The organism is Chitinophaga sp. CC14 (assembly GCF_048957795.1).
GTDB lineage: Bacteria > Bacteroidota > Bacteroidia > Chitinophagales > Chitinophagaceae > Chitinophaga > Chitinophaga ginsengisegetis.
Genome location: NZ_JARBFY010000005.1, coordinates 2,141,238 through 2,155,934 on the forward strand (window position 1 = coordinate 2,141,238; position 14,697 = coordinate 2,155,934).

General features: G+C 47.0%; 15 protein-coding genes. 1 reads left to right on the plus strand and 14 read right to left on the minus strand.

All coding sequences use genetic code 11. The annotated features are described in order from the left end of the window. Window positions 1–2 precede the first annotated feature (2 nt). The 14 genes from hisA to PV783_RS28210 form a co-directional block, all read right to left on the minus strand. The gene (hisA, locus tag PV783_RS28145; RefSeq protein WP_420990420.1) at window positions 3–1,148 is read right to left on the minus strand and encodes a 1-(5-phosphoribosyl)-5-[(5-phosphoribosylamino)methylideneamino]imidazole-4-carboxamide isomerase; all 1,146 of its coding nucleotides are present in this window, start codon (window positions 1,146–1,148) and stop codon (window positions 3–5) included. Between the two features lies 1 nt (window position 1,149). Beyond that, window positions 1,150–1,743, minus strand: coding sequence for an imidazole glycerol phosphate synthase subunit HisH (gene hisH, locus PV783_RS28150; RefSeq protein WP_111577767.1), 594 nt, complete (start codon window positions 1,741–1,743; stop codon window positions 1,150–1,152). 4 nt (window positions 1,744–1,747) lie between these two features. Then, window positions 1,748–2,521: a tryptophan synthase subunit alpha gene (trpA, locus tag PV783_RS28155; protein ID WP_079470572.1), complete on the minus strand. Its 774-nt coding sequence runs from the start codon at window positions 2,519–2,521 to the stop codon at window positions 1,748–1,750. Between the two features lie 8 nt (window positions 2,522–2,529). Then, window positions 2,530–3,738, minus strand: a complete 1,209-nt coding sequence (gene trpB / locus PV783_RS28160) for a tryptophan synthase subunit beta (RefSeq protein WP_079470573.1) — start codon at window positions 3,736–3,738, stop codon at window positions 2,530–2,532. Between the two features lie 6 nt (window positions 3,739–3,744). Continuing rightward, window positions 3,745–4,380, minus strand: coding sequence for a phosphoribosylanthranilate isomerase (locus PV783_RS28165; protein WP_420990421.1), 636 nt, complete (start codon window positions 4,378–4,380; stop codon window positions 3,745–3,747). A gap of 4 nt (window positions 4,381–4,384) precedes the next feature. After that, window positions 4,385–5,188, minus strand: a complete 804-nt coding sequence (trpC, locus tag PV783_RS28170) for an indole-3-glycerol phosphate synthase TrpC (protein WP_079470577.1) — start codon at window positions 5,186–5,188, stop codon at window positions 4,385–4,387. Window positions 5,189–5,203: 15 nt separating this feature from the next. Continuing rightward, window positions 5,204–6,199, minus strand: a complete 996-nt coding sequence (gene trpD, locus PV783_RS28175) for an anthranilate phosphoribosyltransferase (protein ID WP_336386700.1) — start codon at window positions 6,197–6,199, stop codon at window positions 5,204–5,206. A gap of 60 nt (window positions 6,200–6,259) precedes the next feature. Next, window positions 6,260–6,829, minus strand: coding sequence for an anthranilate synthase component II (locus PV783_RS28180; RefSeq protein WP_420990422.1), 570 nt, complete (start codon window positions 6,827–6,829; stop codon window positions 6,260–6,262). A gap of 1 nt (window position 6,830) precedes the next feature. Next, on the minus strand, window positions 6,831–8,243 hold the full coding sequence (locus PV783_RS28185) for an anthranilate synthase component I family protein (protein WP_079470581.1): 1,413 nt from the start codon (window positions 8,241–8,243) through the stop codon (window positions 6,831–6,833). 246 nt (window positions 8,244–8,489) lie between these two features. Then, entirely contained in the window at window positions 8,490–9,626 is a 1,137-nt protein-coding gene (gene hisB, locus PV783_RS28190) for a bifunctional histidinol-phosphatase/imidazoleglycerol-phosphate dehydratase HisB (protein ID WP_079470582.1), read from the minus strand. Then, on the minus strand, window positions 9,623–10,696 hold the full coding sequence (hisC, locus tag PV783_RS28195) for a histidinol-phosphate transaminase (protein WP_079470583.1): 1,074 nt from the start codon (window positions 10,694–10,696) through the stop codon (window positions 9,623–9,625). The genes hisB and hisC overlap by 4 nt, the downstream gene beginning before the upstream one ends. A gap of 10 nt (window positions 10,697–10,706) precedes the next feature. After that, window positions 10,707–11,999 carry a histidinol dehydrogenase gene (gene hisD / locus PV783_RS28200; RefSeq protein ID WP_420990423.1) on the minus strand — a complete coding sequence of 431 codons (1,293 nt, stop codon included), beginning with the start codon at window positions 11,997–11,999 and terminating at the stop codon, window positions 10,707–10,709. A gap of 15 nt (window positions 12,000–12,014) precedes the next feature. After that, entirely contained in the window at window positions 12,015–12,869 is an 855-nt protein-coding gene (gene hisG, locus PV783_RS28205; RefSeq protein WP_079470586.1) for an ATP phosphoribosyltransferase, read from the minus strand. A gap of 284 nt (window positions 12,870–13,153) precedes the next feature. Continuing rightward, on the minus strand, window positions 13,154–13,834 hold the full coding sequence (locus PV783_RS28210) for a hypothetical protein (protein WP_079470587.1): 681 nt from the start codon (window positions 13,832–13,834) through the stop codon (window positions 13,154–13,156). 381 nt (window positions 13,835–14,215) lie between these two features. Between PV783_RS28210 and PV783_RS28215 the strand changes: the two genes are divergently transcribed. Further along, the gene (locus PV783_RS28215) at window positions 14,216–14,635 is read left to right on the plus strand and encodes a LexA family protein (protein ID WP_420990424.1); all 420 of its coding nucleotides are present in this window, start codon (window positions 14,216–14,218) and stop codon (window positions 14,633–14,635) included. Window positions 14,636–14,697 lie beyond the last annotated feature (62 nt).

The window sequence follows — 14,697 nt, forward strand, 5'->3', positions numbered from 1 at the left end:
GTTTACAGGAATGTTTTTAATGCATCCATAGAGATGTTACCTTCATAGATCGCTTTACCGATGATAGCGCCACTACAGCCAATTTCCTGCAGGGCTGCCACATCTTCAATATTGCTCACGCCGCCGCTGGCCACAAAGTTAATACCCGGAAAGCGTTCTATAATTTTTTTATACAGATCAATTGACGGCCCCTGTAAAAGGCCGTCCTTAGCGATATCGGTGCAAAAAATATTGGTAACGCCCCGTGCGATATTACTTTCGAGGAAATCGAATACAGATAACTCGGTTGTTTCCAGCCAGCCGCCTACCGCAATCTTTTCTTCCTTCACATCAGCGCCCAGGAATATTTTATCTGCCCCATATTGCTTCACCCAGCTGAAAAACAGTTCCGGTTGCTTCACGGCCACACTACCAATGGTAGCCAGCGCTGCGCCGCTTTGAAATACAATCTCCAGGTCTTTATCTGTTTTAATGCCACCGCCAAAATCTGTTACCAAACCGGTTTTACCGGCAATGCTCTCCAGCACTTTCCAGTTTACCACCGCTCCTTTTTTGGCGCCGTCGAGGTCTACCAGGTGAAGACGGCGAACACCGATAGCTTCAAATTCCTTCGCCACTTCCAGCGGATGTTCGTTATATACTTTCTGCTGGTTGTAATCGCCCTGGGTAAGCCTTACGCATTTACCACCAATGATATCGATAGCAGGTATAATTTCAAATTTCTTAGTCGTCATGTTTTGCTGATCCAAAGGCAGCTCCATTCTAACAAAAGTGATTCCTCCTTTAACAAAGTAGTCCCCTTTCGTCGTGTAGCCCAGCCTGTCATAAAATGTTACTGCGGTATCGCGGGCATTACACCAGAGCAGTTTTATTTTTTCTTTTTTACAGATATCCGCCAGATGCGCCAGTATCGCTTCGCCAAAGCCTTTCCCCTGTGCAGCCTGCGCTGTAGCCAGTTTGCGGAATTGCGCACTGTCGCGGCCCAGGAAAAGGGATACCACTGTTACCAGTTGTCCCTGGTCAAAAACGCCGAAGTGTAATCCATCTGCATCGTGGTCTACTTTTACAGCGTCCAGCGACTCATTGGGATACAACACATCCCTGCGGAGTTGCAGCGTATCATCTGCGCTGATTTTCCGGATATTCATCTTACAGGTTCAAAAAGTTTTCAATAATACGGGCGCCTGCTACTGCGGATTTCTCCGGGTGAAACTGTACCGCATAAAAGTTATCCTTCTGCAAAGCAGCGCTGTAGTTGATCACGTAATTGGTGATGGCTACTGTATCTGCGCCGAGGGCGGCATAGTAGCTATGCACAAAATACATGTAGGAATTCTCCGGCACGTGTTCAAACACTACGCTATGTAAACCGGTGATGTTGTTCCAGCCGATCTGTGGTATTTTCAGCAGGTTTTCTACCGGCGACTGAAAACGTTTCACATCCACATCAAATACACCGAGGCATTTGGTATCGTTTTCTTCCGAATATTTACACAACAGCTGCATTCCCAGGCAAATGCCCAGCACCGGCTGTTTCAGGCCGGCAATCACAGCATCCAGTTTCCTTTCTCTCAGGTACTGCATCGCCGTGCTGGCTTCTCCCACTCCGGGAAAAATCACCTTGTCGGCCGACATGATCTCTTCGTGATCATCCGTAACAGTACCGTTTACGCCTAAACGCTCCAATGCGAATTGCACAGAGCGGATATTACCCGCGTTATATTTTATGATAACCGTTTTCATGTTATTACTGAGTTATTCCCGAAATAAACGTTTTCACCGTTTCGTCAATATTTTTGCTGTGCTCAATGGCCCTGATAAAAGCAGTACCAATAATAGCACCATTGGCATATGCAGATGCTGCCTCAAAAGTAGCTTTATCTTTTATACCAAAACCAATTAAAACCGGGTTTTTAAGCTGCAGCTGCTTCAGCCGCTCAAAATAAGCCTGCTGGTCTTTCATATCCTTGTCCTTTCCTGTAGTGGAGGAAGAAGACACCGCATAAATAAAACCTTTACTCAGACTATCTATTTTACGGATCCGTTCTTCACTGGTTTCCGGTGTTACCAGGAAAATCAGGTGCAGGTTATACTTTTCAAAAACAGGTCTGTATTCATTTTCATATTCAGCCATTGGCAGGTCCGGCACAATGATGCCATCTATCCCTACTTCCGCACACTTTGCACAAAAGGCTTCCACACCGTAAGTTAATACCGGGTTGAAATACCCCATGAGGATAACGGGCACCTGTATACGATCCCTGAAGCTGGTGAGTTGTTCAAACAATTTGTGAAGACTCATTCCATTCTGCAACGCTTTGGTGCTGCTGTCCTGGATCACAGGGCCATCTGCCAGCGGATCGGAGAAGGGCATGCCCAGTTCAATAAGATCCGCCCCATACTGCTGTAACGCGGTCATTACCGGCAGGGTGTCATTTAACTCCGGAAAACCAGCCGTACAATATATATTTAAAACGTTGTGCCGCTTAACGGCAAACAGTTGATCAATACGATTTTGCATAATCCATTTTATTTATTCATGTGACGGATATAGGTATCCAGATCTTTATCACCGCGGCCGGAAAGGCATACCACTACTACATCATCTGTATTCAGGGGCAGGTCTTTCAGTTTAGCCAGGGCGTGAGCCGATTCCATAGCAGGAATAATTCCTTCCAGCAGGCTCAGTTCATAAGCCGCTGCGAGTGCCTCATCATCGGTAGCCGACAGGAACTGTGCACGGCCTGATTCATACAAATGGGCGTGCATCGGTCCGATGCCGGGGTAATCGAGTCCTGCAGAAATGGAATGCGGTTCCACGATTTGTCCGTCGTTGGTTTGCATCAGCAATGTTTTGCTGGCATGGATAATACCAATGGTGCCCAGCTGCGTGGTAGCGGCGGAAAACCCGCTGTGTACGCCCTTTCCGCCAGCTTCTACTGCTACGAGTTTCACCTCTTCCCTGTCGAGGTAGTGGAAGTAGGCGCCGGCTGCATTGCTGCCGCCACCGATACAGGCCAGTACATAGTCAGGATTTTCGCTGCCGGTTTTCTCCAGGAGCTGTTTTTTTATTTCTTCACTGATCACCGACTGGAAACGGGCCACCATATCAGGATATGGATGCGGCCCCGCAGCGGTACCTAAAATATAATGGGTATTTACCGGGTTATTGATCCAGTCGCGGATTGCTTCGTTGGTAGCGTCTTTCAACGTTTTGCTGCCGCTGGTGGCCGGTACTACGGTAGCTCCCAGCATTTTCATACGGGCTACGTTGGGCGCCTGTCTTTCTATGTCGATGCTGCCCATATACACCACGCACTCCATGCCCATGAGCGCACATACGGTAGCTGTAGCCACGCCATGCTGACCAGCGCCGGTTTCAGCGATGATGCGGCGTTTGCCCAGTCGTTGCGCCAGCAGGATCTGCCCGATAGTATTGTTTACTTTATGTGCGCCGGTATGATTCAGATCTTCTCTCTTAAGATAAATTTTCGCTTTATATTTTTCAGACAAACGCTTGGCAAAATATAAAGGGGAAGGGCGTCCTACATAATCCCGCAGCAGGGCTTCAAAGTCCTGCTGAAAAGTAGGATCGCTGAGGATGCTGAGGTATTGGGACTGTAATTCCTGTACATTGGGATACAGCATCTCAGGGATGTATGCCCCACCAAATCTGCCATAATAGCCATTCTTATCCACCTGATACCTGGAGTTGCCGGTATTAATCGCAATATCCATGACCGTCTATTTTATTATTGATGAATGAATTTGTTTCACAAATTGTTTTACTAGCGGGATGTTTTTCACACCCGGGCTGTCTTCAAACTTACTGTTCACATCCGCCGCAAACAACGCCGGCAACTGCATCTCCAATATCTCTGCTGCCTGATCTGCACTAATGCCCCCGCTTAAAAAGAAGGGATGATCAAAAGGATAAGCAGCCAGCAGCTCCCAGTTAAATCTTTCGCCGGTACCGCCATAGCCTTTTACGGACGCGGTATCGAAGAGGAAATAATCCGTTACCGGTATAAAAGGCGCTACTTCGGTTTGCCAGTTAACGTTGTCACCTATACGAAAAGCCTTTACCACCGGAATAAATGTGCGGACAGCAGCGCAAAACTCCGGCGTTTCATCGCCATGCAGTTGCACCAGGTCCAGTGCGTAATCGCTCACGGTACGCTGGATCTGCTCCAGCGGCGCATTTACAAACACCCCTGCTTTCTTGATGCGGGTGGTTTCCCGTACCGATCTTGCATCTATTTTGTTACCGGCAAAACGAGGGGATTTTTCGTAAAAAATAAACCCTGCGTAGTCAACGCTGTTATCTACCAGCGCCTGCAAGTCAGTTATCCTGGTAATGCCGCAAACTTTAATACGCATAGTGTTATGATTTATGCTGCAGGTCGTTGAGTGTTTGTACAAAATTTTCAAAGGCACGCGCCGGATCTTCCTGTTTCATGAAATGCTCGCCTATCAGGAATCCCTGGAATCCGGCGGCTTTCAGCGTTACAATAGCCGCAGGATCGTTGATACCACTTTCTGCCACTTTAACTTTATCGGCCGGAATTTTCGGGGCCAGTTCACAGGAGCGGTTAAAGTCTACCTGGAAAGTGATCAGGTCGCGGTTATTCACCCCTACCAGGTGAGTATGTTCAGTTACTTTTTCCAGTTGCGCTTCACTGTGTACTTCCAGCAACACTTCCAGTCCGAGGTTATGTGCAAAAGCTGCCAGGTGTGCTACCTGCGCGGCATCCAGGCATTCTGCGATGAGAAGTATTACATCCGCACCGATCGCCTTAGCTTCCAGTATCTGGTATTCATCTATCACAAAATCTTTCCGCAGAATCGGGATCTGGTTGAAGCTGCGCGCCTGTTGCAGGTCGTCGGATGAACCACCGAAATATTTTTCATCGGTGAGTACCGACAGCCCGGAAGCGCCGTAACGGGTATACGCCGTGGTTACCTGTTGCACGGTAACATCACCATTAATCACTCCTTTTGAGGGAGAGCGGCGTTTGAATTCCGCAATGATACCCGTTTTTTCCGGTTGCTGCAGGAAATGGCGGAGCGACAAGGTTTCCCTCGGGAATGCCGGCGACTGCTCCAGGTCCTGCGCGCTGCGCTGCAGTTTGCGGGCAGCTACTTCGATGTGTTTATGAGCAACAATTTCTGCTAAAATATTCTTCATGATAAACTATCTGTACTACGACTGCAAAGCAATCAGTTTTTTGAACGCATTATGTGCACTGCCCGACTCCAGGGATTCTACCGCGGCGGCGAAGCAATCTTCATACGAATTATATTTTCCGAGGCTGTACAAACCCATTGCTGCGTTGGCAAAAACAACGGAGTTCTGTGCCCAGGTACCTTCTCCTTTCAAAATCTTCATAAAGATCTTTGCGGCTTCTTCAGTAGAGTTACCACCGTAAATATCTTCCTGGTGAACTTTACGTTTGCCCAGCTGTTCCGGGGTCCAGTCCTGTTCACCTTTGTTGGTGATCACTTTAGTATCTGCTGTGAGGGATATTTCATCATATCCGTCGAGGCTGTGAACAATCACAAACTGCTTATCTGTTTGCTGGAACAGGTAGTTGTATACCCGCGCCATTTCCAGGCTGTACACACCGATCAGCTGATGTTTGGCCAGCGCCGGGTTCACCAGGGGGCCGAGCATGTTAAAGAACGTACGGATACCCAGCTGGCGGCGGATACCTGCTACATGTTTTAACGCCGGGTGGAACAGGGGTGCGTGGAGGAAACAGATACCTGAATCTTCCAGCTCTGTTCTCAGTTTGGCATCGTCGTTCTTGAATTTATACCCCACCAGCTCCATTACATTGGAGGCGCCGCTTACAGAAGATACGCCATAGTTGCCATGCTTGGCTACTTTGGCGCCTGCGCCGGCTACCACAAAGCACGACAAGGTAGAAATATTAAAAGTATTTTTTGCATCCCCGCCGGTACCAACGATATCCAGTACATCGTAACCGTTGAGATTAACCGGTACACAGAGTTCCAGCAAGGCATCACGGAAGCCCAGCAACTCATCGATGGTGATGCTGCGCATCAGGTATACGGTCATAAAAGCGGCCAGTTCGCTTTCATTGAACATCCCTTTGGAAATGCTGATCAGGATGTCTTTGGCAGCTTCGCGGCTGAAAGTTTTATGTTCAAAAAGGTAGTTAAGAATCTTTTTCATTTTTGGAAGAATTTTGCTGATTGGGTGTTCGATAATGTTAAAACGGGCGTCCTGTTGTTCTTACAGGCTTAACCAGTTTCTTACAATCTTTTCTCCCTGCGGGGTAAGCACACTTTCCGGGTGAAACTGTACGCCACTCACATCATACTTGTTATGTTGTACCGCCATGATAAAACCATCTTCATCTTTGGCGGTGATCACCAGTTCCGCAGGCAGGGTAAATTCGTCGATTACCCAGGAGTGGTAACGGCCAGCGAGTATTTGTCGTGGTAAACCGTTAAACAGCCGTCCATCTTCTTTAATAATATTCACATTGGTAGCTACGCCGTGGTATACTTCTTTCAGGTTGGTGAGAGAAGCGCCAAAAGCCTGTCCTATGGCCTGCTGACCTAAACATACCCCAAAAATGGATTTGGTGGGTGCATATTCTTTGATCAGCGGCAGTAACAATCCGGCTTCTTCCGGAATACCGGGGCCGGGCGATAAAATGATTTTATCGTAGTCGTTTACTTTTTCCAGTGGAATTTCATCATTGCGTACCACGGTTACTTTACCGTTGATGATTTTTTCCACGAGATGAACGAGGTTATATGTAAATGAATCGTAGTTATCGAAAACGAGGATGTTCATACTAAATTTTTTGTGCCAGCAGAATGGCTTGTTTTAACGCATTGAGTTTGTTGTTCACTTCCTCCAGTTCCGAAGAAGCTACTGATTTGGCTACCACACCGGCGCCGGCCTGATAGTACAGGGTATTCATTTTACTGAGTATGGAGCGGATCATGATGGCGTGGTTGAAGTTGCCGTTGAAACCAACAGCGCCGATACAACCACCGTAGAAGCCACGCGCAGTGGGTTCATACTGATCAATGATTTCCATAGCACGGTATTTTGGTGCGCCGGACAGCGTACCTGCCGGGAAGGAGGAAGCCAGGAGGGTGAAGGGATTCAGCTTTGGATCTACCTTTCCGGTTACTTCGCTTACCAGGTGAATTACGTGGGAATAAAAATGTACCTGTCTGTAAGAAGCTACCTCCACTTCTGTGGCATTTCTGCTGAGGTCATTTCTTGCCAGGTCCACCAGCATCACGTGTTCTGCGTTTTCCTTCGGATCTTCCAACAGCTTATTGGCCAGTAGTTTGTCCTGTTCATCATCCCCGGTACGGCGAAAAGTACCTGCAATGGGGTGAATAGTGGCTTTGCCATCTGTAATCACGATCTGTGCTTCCGGTGAGGAACCCATTAATTTGTAATCGCCGTAATCGAAGAAGAAGAGATAAGGAGAGGGGTTGATGGAGCGGAGGGCGCGGTAAACGTTGAATTCGTCGCCTTTGAAGGATTGCTGGAAAGCTCTGGAAAGTACTACCTGGAAAACGTCTCCGCGGAAGCAGTGTTGTTTGCCTTGTTCTACCATCTGCATATATTCCGCGTCCGTCATATTGCTTTCTTCTTCCCCGGTAGTGGCAAACGGATACCCGGGGGAATCTTTGTGCCGGATAAGCGACTCCAGTAGTTCAAACTCACTGTCGATGCCCTCTACCTGGTTTTCACAAAGATAAAGTTCATCTTTAAAGTGATTGATCGCTATTACATATTGATAGTAGCGGTAACGCATCAGCGGGATGGTGTTACCTGCCTGTTGTTTCTTCTTATTAAATTCAATGGTTTCAAAGAACTGTACGGCATCAAAAGTAGTATAGCCGAAGAGGCTCTGTGCCATTGGTACCGGGTGTTTGCCGGTGAAAGAATAGTTGCCCAGAAACTTCTCCATTTCATCCAGTACCTGCTGCTTATTCTTCAGCTCTTTCTTTTCCACAGGCAGGTTGGGATATTTAAACTCGAAGTGCGACGTGGAAGTAACTTCGATACCTGCAATAGGCTTCACACAAATAAAGGAATAACTGTTGTCACTGGCCCTGTAGTCAGTGCTTTCGAGGAGAATAGAACCCGGGAATTTATCGCGCAGCCGCAGATATATTCCCACTGGCGTGAAAATGTCTGCCAGCATCTGTTTGGATCTCGTTTTTACTTGGATGGTACGCATGATGTATTGGGTGAAGTATTTGTTTTATTTGAAAAAGGGAAGGGCTGAAAAAGCGGAAGGCCCGCTGTGTAACAGCGGGCCTTCCAAATATATTTCTAAACGAAACATGGCACTGTAACACAGATCAGGAATTGATTCCGTGCCACCACCAATGTTTGTTTGTAATGATATTTTGCATAGCGAGAACAAAAATGAAACATTTTTTTAGAAAATGCAAATTTTTTTTGTGGTGGCATCTTCGCTGTCCTACAGCACCCCTTTGGTAGAAGGCAGCTGCATATTGGCCGGATTGCGCTTTACCGCCATTTTGATGGACTTGGCAAAGGTTTTGAAGATAGCTTCTATCTTATGATGCTCATTTTCACCTTCTGCCTTAATGTTCAGGTTTGCTTTGGCGCCATCTGAAAAGGATTTGAAGAAATGATAGAACATCTCGGTAGGCATCTCCCCTATTTTTTCCCTTTTAAATTCCGCATCCCATACCAGCCAGTTACGACCGCCAAAGTCAATACCCACCTGGGCCAGGCAATCATCCATCGGCAGGCAGAAACCGTATCTTTCGATACCACGCTTATCACCCAAACCTTTGGCAATGGCTTCTCCCAGTGCAATACCGGTATCTTCTATGGTATGGTGCTCATCGATATGCAGGTCGCCTTTGGCCGTAATCTTCAGGTCTATGGCGCCATGACGGGCAATCTGGTCGAGCATATGATCAAAGAAACCCAACCCGGTATGAATATCCGCTTTACCGGTACCATCCAGGTTCAGTTCTATATTGATATCTGTTTCATTGGTTTTACGTACATGCGTTACCGTTCTTAATCCCAGCTTCAGGAACTCATAGATCCGGTTCCAGTCGGTGGTTTCAAGGGCAATTACGGATTGCAGGGCGGCCGTGTTATCGCTGATCTCTGCGCTGCCCAAACCGGAGCCTTCATTGATCCAGATAGCTTTTGCACCCAGGTTCTTTGCCAGTTCCACATCGGTGATACGATCGCCGATCACGAAAGAGTTGGCCAGATCATAGCTGCCATCGAGGTATTTGGTGAGCATACCGGTGCGGGGCTTGCGGGTAGGCGCATTATCAGCCGGAAAAGAGCGGTCAATAAACACCTCATCAAACTTGATCCCTTCGTTCTCAAGCGCTTTCATGATCATGTTCTGCGCAGGCCAGAAGGTATCTTCCGGGAAAGAGGCGGTGCCCAAACCATCCTGGTTGGTAACCATTGCCAGCTCATAGTCCAGCTCAGCGGCGATCCGCGCCATATTCACAAATACTTTGGGATAAAACTCTATTTTGTCCAGGCTATCGATCTGGTAAGTTGGCGGCACTTCCTTAATCAGGGTACCATCGCGGTCTATAAAGAGCACTCGTTTCATGCAGATGCTGTTGTGGCTGTTTTCAGGTTAAAAGATTTCAATACTTCCAGCAGGCGCAGGTTCTCAGCCGGCGTGCCTATGGTGATCCGCAGGCAACCCATACACAGCTCTACTTTGGAACGGTCACGCACTACAATTCCCTGTTCAATAAGGTAGTTGTAGATGCCTTTCGCATCGGTGGTTTTCACCAGGATAAAGCTGGCGTCGCTGGGATAAATGTGCAGTACTTCCGGCAGCTGGAGCAGCGCGCCGGAGAGCAGGTCGCGTTCTATCACTATTTCACGGATCCATTCATTTACCTGGCTCACGTTTTCCAATGCCTGGAGCGCCAGCTCATTGGTAGCCTGGCTGATATTATACGGAGGCTTCACCTTGTTAAAGGTGTTCACAATATCTTCACTGGCAAAAGCCATCCCGATACGGAGTCCGGCCAGTCCCCATGCTTTCGACAGCGTTTGCATCACCACGAGGTTCGGGTATTCGGTGAGTTCCTGTATAAAGGTTTTCTGGCGGGAGAAATTGATATAAGCTTCATCTATCACTACAATACCATCAAAATTATTCAACAGCAGTTCAATATCCGAACGGTTAATAGAATTACCGGTAGGGTTATTGGGAGAACAGATGAAGATGAGCTTTGTATTGGCGTCTATGGCCTGTTGCAGCGCGGGAATGTCCAGCTGGAAATCTTCAGTCAGCGTTACCTTGCGGATAACAGCATCGTTGATGTGCGCGCTTACTTCATACATGCCATAGGTAGGCGGACAAAGAATCACATTATCCACACCCGGATTTACGAATGAGCGGTAAAGCACGTCTATGGCTTCGTCGCTGCCGTGACCAATAAAAATATTCTGCGGGGGCACGCCTTTGATATCGGCAATTTTGTATTTGAGCTGCCATTGCATCGGATCAGGATAGCGGTTATAATTCACCGGCAACGGAGATCCGAAATTATTCTCATTCGCATCCAGGAAGATGGACGCTTCTCCTTTGAACTCATCTCTGGCAGTAGAATAAGGCACCAGTTTTTTTATGTTTTCCCTTACCAGGGTATCGAGATTAAACATATCGCATTAATTAATCTGTTATTATTGAGCCGGTGTATTCCAGCTGTTTTAATCTTACGGTAACGGCGTTTTTATGTGCCTCCAGTCCCTCTGCCGCTGCCATTGCTTCTATGGTAGAACCAATATTCTGCAGCCCTTCGGGAGATATCTGCTGAAAAGTAATCTTTTTTACGAAGCTATCCAGCGAAACACCGCTATAAGCCCTGGCATAGCCATTCGTAGGCAGCGTGTGATTGGTGCCGGAAGCATAATCGCCAGCGCTTTCCGGGGTGTAGTTGCCCATGAAAACGGACCCGGCATCTGTTACTTTATCTGCCAGGTTCTCTGCACCTTCACAGGCCAGGATCAGGTGTTCCGGCGCATAGGTGTTCAGCATTTCAATGGCAGTGTCCATATCCTTCACCAGGATCATCTTGCTGTTTCCCAACGCTGCGGTGGCAATGCCTTTGCGGGGAAGTGCATCCAGCTGGGCATTCAGGGCATTAGTCACATTGGTAAGTACTTTCTCACTCGTGGTTACCAATACCACCTGGCTGTCGGGGCCATGCTCTGCCTGCGACAGTAAATCGGCCGCCACAAAAGCCGGCACACAGCTATCATCCGCCAGCACAGCCACTTCAGAAGGACCAGCCGGCATATCGATGGCTACGCCGCTTTTATTTACCAGTTGTTTTGCACAGGTAACATACTGGTTACCCGGCCCAAAGATTTTATATACCTGCGGCACGCTTTCCGTACCGTAAGCCATAGCGCCAATGGCCTGTACACCACCGATTGTAAATACTTTTTCAATTCCTGTCAGCTGTGCAGTGTACAATATCGCCGGGTGCAGGGAAGGCGTGCAAAGCACTATCTCCTTACAACCAGCTATCATGGCTGGTATTCCCAGCATCAGGATAGTGGAAAACAGCGGTGCGGAGCCCCCGGGAATATATAAGCCTACCTTTTGTATGGCTACTGATTTACGCCAGCATTGTACGCCGGGCATGGTTTCAATTACCTGTACCTTTTCCTGCTGTGCGCGGTGAAAGGTAGTAATATTTTTTGCCGCCTGCTGGATAGCCGCTTTCAGTGCGGGTTCCAGGGTGGCTTCTGCAGCAGCAAAAGCGGCGGATGGTACCTGTAAATTGTCCAGCGTTACTTTATCAAATTCAGCTGCAAATTTTCTGACAGCAGCGTCTCCGCCGGTACGTACTTCCTGGAGGATATCGTTCACTTTCTTTTCGAGCGTGGAGGTATCCATTACAGGTCTTTGCAGCAGTGTATTCCAGGAACTTTTATCGGGAAATCTGGTTATTTGCATCGTTTACTCAGTTTATCAGATCACCATTTTTTCGATGGGCACTACCAGGATACCTTGTGCACCGGCCTCTTTCAGGCTTTCGATGATATCCCAGAAATCATTTTCATTCAGCACTGAATGAACAGAGCTCCAGCCGGCTTCTGCCAAGGGCAGTACTGTAGGGCTTTTCATACCCGGCAGCAGGCCAATAATTTCATTCAGTTTATCATTGGGCGCATTGAGCAGGATGTACTTATTATTTTTTGCTTTCCTTACTGCCTGGATGCGGAATAAAAGTTTGTCCAGCAACAGCTGTTGTTCCGGCTTCAGGCTGTGACAGGCTGCCAGCACGGCTTCCGACTTCAGCACTGTTTCCACTTCTTTCAAACCATTCATGAACAGGGTAGATCCGCTGCTCACCAGGTCACAGATGGCATCCGCCAAACCTATACCGGGCGCTATTTCCACGGAGCCGCTGATTTCATGGATCTCTGCGGTGATACCGTTTTGTTGCAGAAAATCTTCCACTATCACCGGGTAACTGGTAGCAATACGTTTGTTCTGCAGGTCTTTCACGGAAGTATAATCCACTGATTTCTCCACTGCCATAGATAAGCGGCATTTGCCAAAGCCCAGTTTCTGAACAATATTTACCTGCTTTTGTTTTTCCAGCACTACATTTTCTCCTACAATTCCTATATCTGCCACACCATCTTCAATGTATTGCGGAATATCATCATCGCGCAGGAAAAACACTTCCAGCGGGAAGTTGGTGGCTTCTGTCTTCAGCTTATTAACACCATTGTTGATGTCGATGCCGCACTCCTTCAAAAGCTTGATGGAATCGTCGTGCAGGCGGCCAGATTTCTGGATTGCAATTTTCAGTTTCATCCCTGATAAAATAAAAAAAGGGGCTTACCTCTGCGGTAAGCCCCTGTTGATGATGTAATATGGTGATATACACAAATCATCCCCTGCCTACCCTTGTGGTAAGATATGATGGTGGTGATGTGTATGTTTGTTTGTTATCATAATTTCAGGTGCAAAAATAGGAAGTAAAATGAAATAACAAAGGTTTTTTTTGGAATTAACCGGAAATTTAAATATAAGCGCTTATATATAACCACTGGTATAAATGGTTGTTTCCCATACTCCTTTCGTAAGTAATTCCACGTTTATTTCGCCAGCCTGCTTTGCAGTTCAGGCACTACATTTTCGAAAGTACGCAACAGCCGGTCCCAGTTGCGGAATGACTCATCAGAACTGGCAGAAACACCGGGAGGGGCTATTTCGCTGACCAGCTTCGCCTTGTAGGTAAGCGGATCTGTGTTTCCTGTTTTGATAATAAGACGGGTACGGATAGTAGCTGCTTTAAAAGATTTTACCACCCAGGCAGTACACATGTATCCTGTGGCTTTATCAGTAACCGCAATCACATCAAAATAACCGGTAATGATCCGGTTGATCAGCTTCCAGGAATTTTCTTCATCATGACTGGTCCGCACGTCGATATCCTGGTTAGCGAGATTGGTTACCATTGAATTTTCGTAAGCATCATCTTTCTCCAGTTTAATATAATCTGTAGAAGGTAATGTGTGCTTTCCGTCGTTAATGTAGTTCCTTTCCTGTGTAATGAAACCTACTTTTTCCACGCGGATATTCACCTGTGCATACGCGGCTACTTTAATTTCTGTAGAGGTGTTATTGACCAGTTTTCCATCTACATAGATCCGTGCATCATTTTCGGTATTGATGACAATCTTTTTGGATTTAACTTTTGCAGACAGCTCATTAGGTACAAAGAAGGTGAAAGCTGCCAGGCAGCAGAACAGGAGTGCTTTGATTTGAATGCCCATAAGAAATAAGGATTATCTGAGGTTTACAATATTATCGCCGCCTAAAAATTTAACGGCGCATGAAGTTATTGATGGGATATAGGGAGAGTGTAGAAAAAAAATCCGGATGCGGTGAATAACAAGTGATTAACAAATATATAAACCGCCAATAATTGCTAATTATTTAACTAGATATGTTCCCTTCTCCCCTCCTCAAAAAAAACTTACTGCGCCTGTTTTAGCAGCCGGAATTCACAGCACACTGATCTCCTGTCACTTACTTTTCACCCGCTGCAGTTGCAGATTTCCACTTTTGCAAACGATGTGTTAATGGATTTTATAAACTAATAATTTTAGCTTTATTTTGCTAATAATATTAGTATTCACAAAAACGATAGTCATATGCAAGTATTGAAACTGAGTGACCCGCACATCACCCTGCCATTCTTTAATACCAGTGTCCCCGCGGGGTTTCCCACACCCGCCCTGGATTACGAGGAAGAACAGATTGATCTCTCCCGTATCCTGCAGCCCAATCCCACTACCTCCTTCATTATCAGGGTAAAAGGCGATAGCATGACAGATGCCAGCATCCCCGACGGTTGCATGGCCGTTGTAGACCGCTCCATCCGCCCATCTACAGGAGATATTGTGGTGGCGGCGCTCAATGGGGAATATACCGTAAAACGCCTCGTAAAAGCAGGCCGCAGCTGGGTACTGCACCCCGAAAATGCTTTTTATAAACCCATTGTTATCACTGAAGATGCCGACTTCCAGGTGTGGGGCGTGGTAACCGCGGTAATTGTAGATATGCGTAAATAGCGCACCGGAACAGATACAGAAATAAAAGTACCTTTATCAGCTATAACATCCCGACAGATCAA

Coding starts and splice junctions, on each gene's coding strand:
- PV783_RS28165 (WP_420990421.1), bottom strand. CDS start 4,380: ATGCGTATTAAAGTTTGCGGCATTACCAGGATAACTGACTTGCAGGCG.
- PV783_RS28180 (WP_420990422.1), bottom strand. CDS start 6,829: ATGAACATCCTCGTTTTCGATAACTACGATTCATTTACATATAACCTC.
- hisH (WP_111577767.1), bottom strand. CDS start 1,743: ATGAAAACGGTTATCATAAAATATAACGCGGGTAATATCCGCTCTGTG.
- PV783_RS28215 (WP_420990424.1), top strand. CDS start 14,216: ATGCAAGTATTGAAACTGAGTGACCCGCACATCACCCTGCCATTCTTT.
- trpD (WP_336386700.1), bottom strand. CDS start 6,199: ATGAAAAAGATTCTTAACTACCTTTTTGAACATAAAACTTTCAGCCGC.
- PV783_RS28210 (WP_079470587.1), bottom strand. CDS start 13,834: ATGGGCATTCAAATCAAAGCACTCCTGTTCTGCTGCCTGGCAGCTTTC.
- hisG (WP_079470586.1), bottom strand. CDS start 12,869: ATGAAACTGAAAATTGCAATCCAGAAATCTGGCCGCCTGCACGACGAT.
- trpC (WP_079470577.1), bottom strand. CDS start 5,188: ATGAAGAATATTTTAGCAGAAATTGTTGCTCATAAACACATCGAAGTA.
- hisA (WP_420990420.1), bottom strand. CDS start 1,148: ATGAATATCCGGAAAATCAGCGCAGATGATACGCTGCAACTCCGCAGG.
- trpB (WP_079470573.1), bottom strand. CDS start 3,738: ATGGATATTGCGATTAATACCGGCAACTCCAGGTATCAGGTGGATAAG.
- trpA (WP_079470572.1), bottom strand. CDS start 2,521: ATGCAAAATCGTATTGATCAACTGTTTGCCGTTAAGCGGCACAACGTT.
- PV783_RS28185 (WP_079470581.1), bottom strand. CDS start 8,243: ATGCGTACCATCCAAGTAAAAACGAGATCCAAACAGATGCTGGCAGAC.
- hisB (WP_079470582.1), bottom strand. CDS start 9,626: ATGAAACGAGTGCTCTTTATAGACCGCGATGGTACCCTGATTAAGGAA.
- hisD (WP_420990423.1), bottom strand. CDS start 11,999: ATGCAAATAACCAGATTTCCCGATAAAAGTTCCTGGAATACACTGCTG.
- hisC (WP_079470583.1), bottom strand. CDS start 10,696: ATGTTTAATCTCGATACCCTGGTAAGGGAAAACATAAAAAAACTGGTG.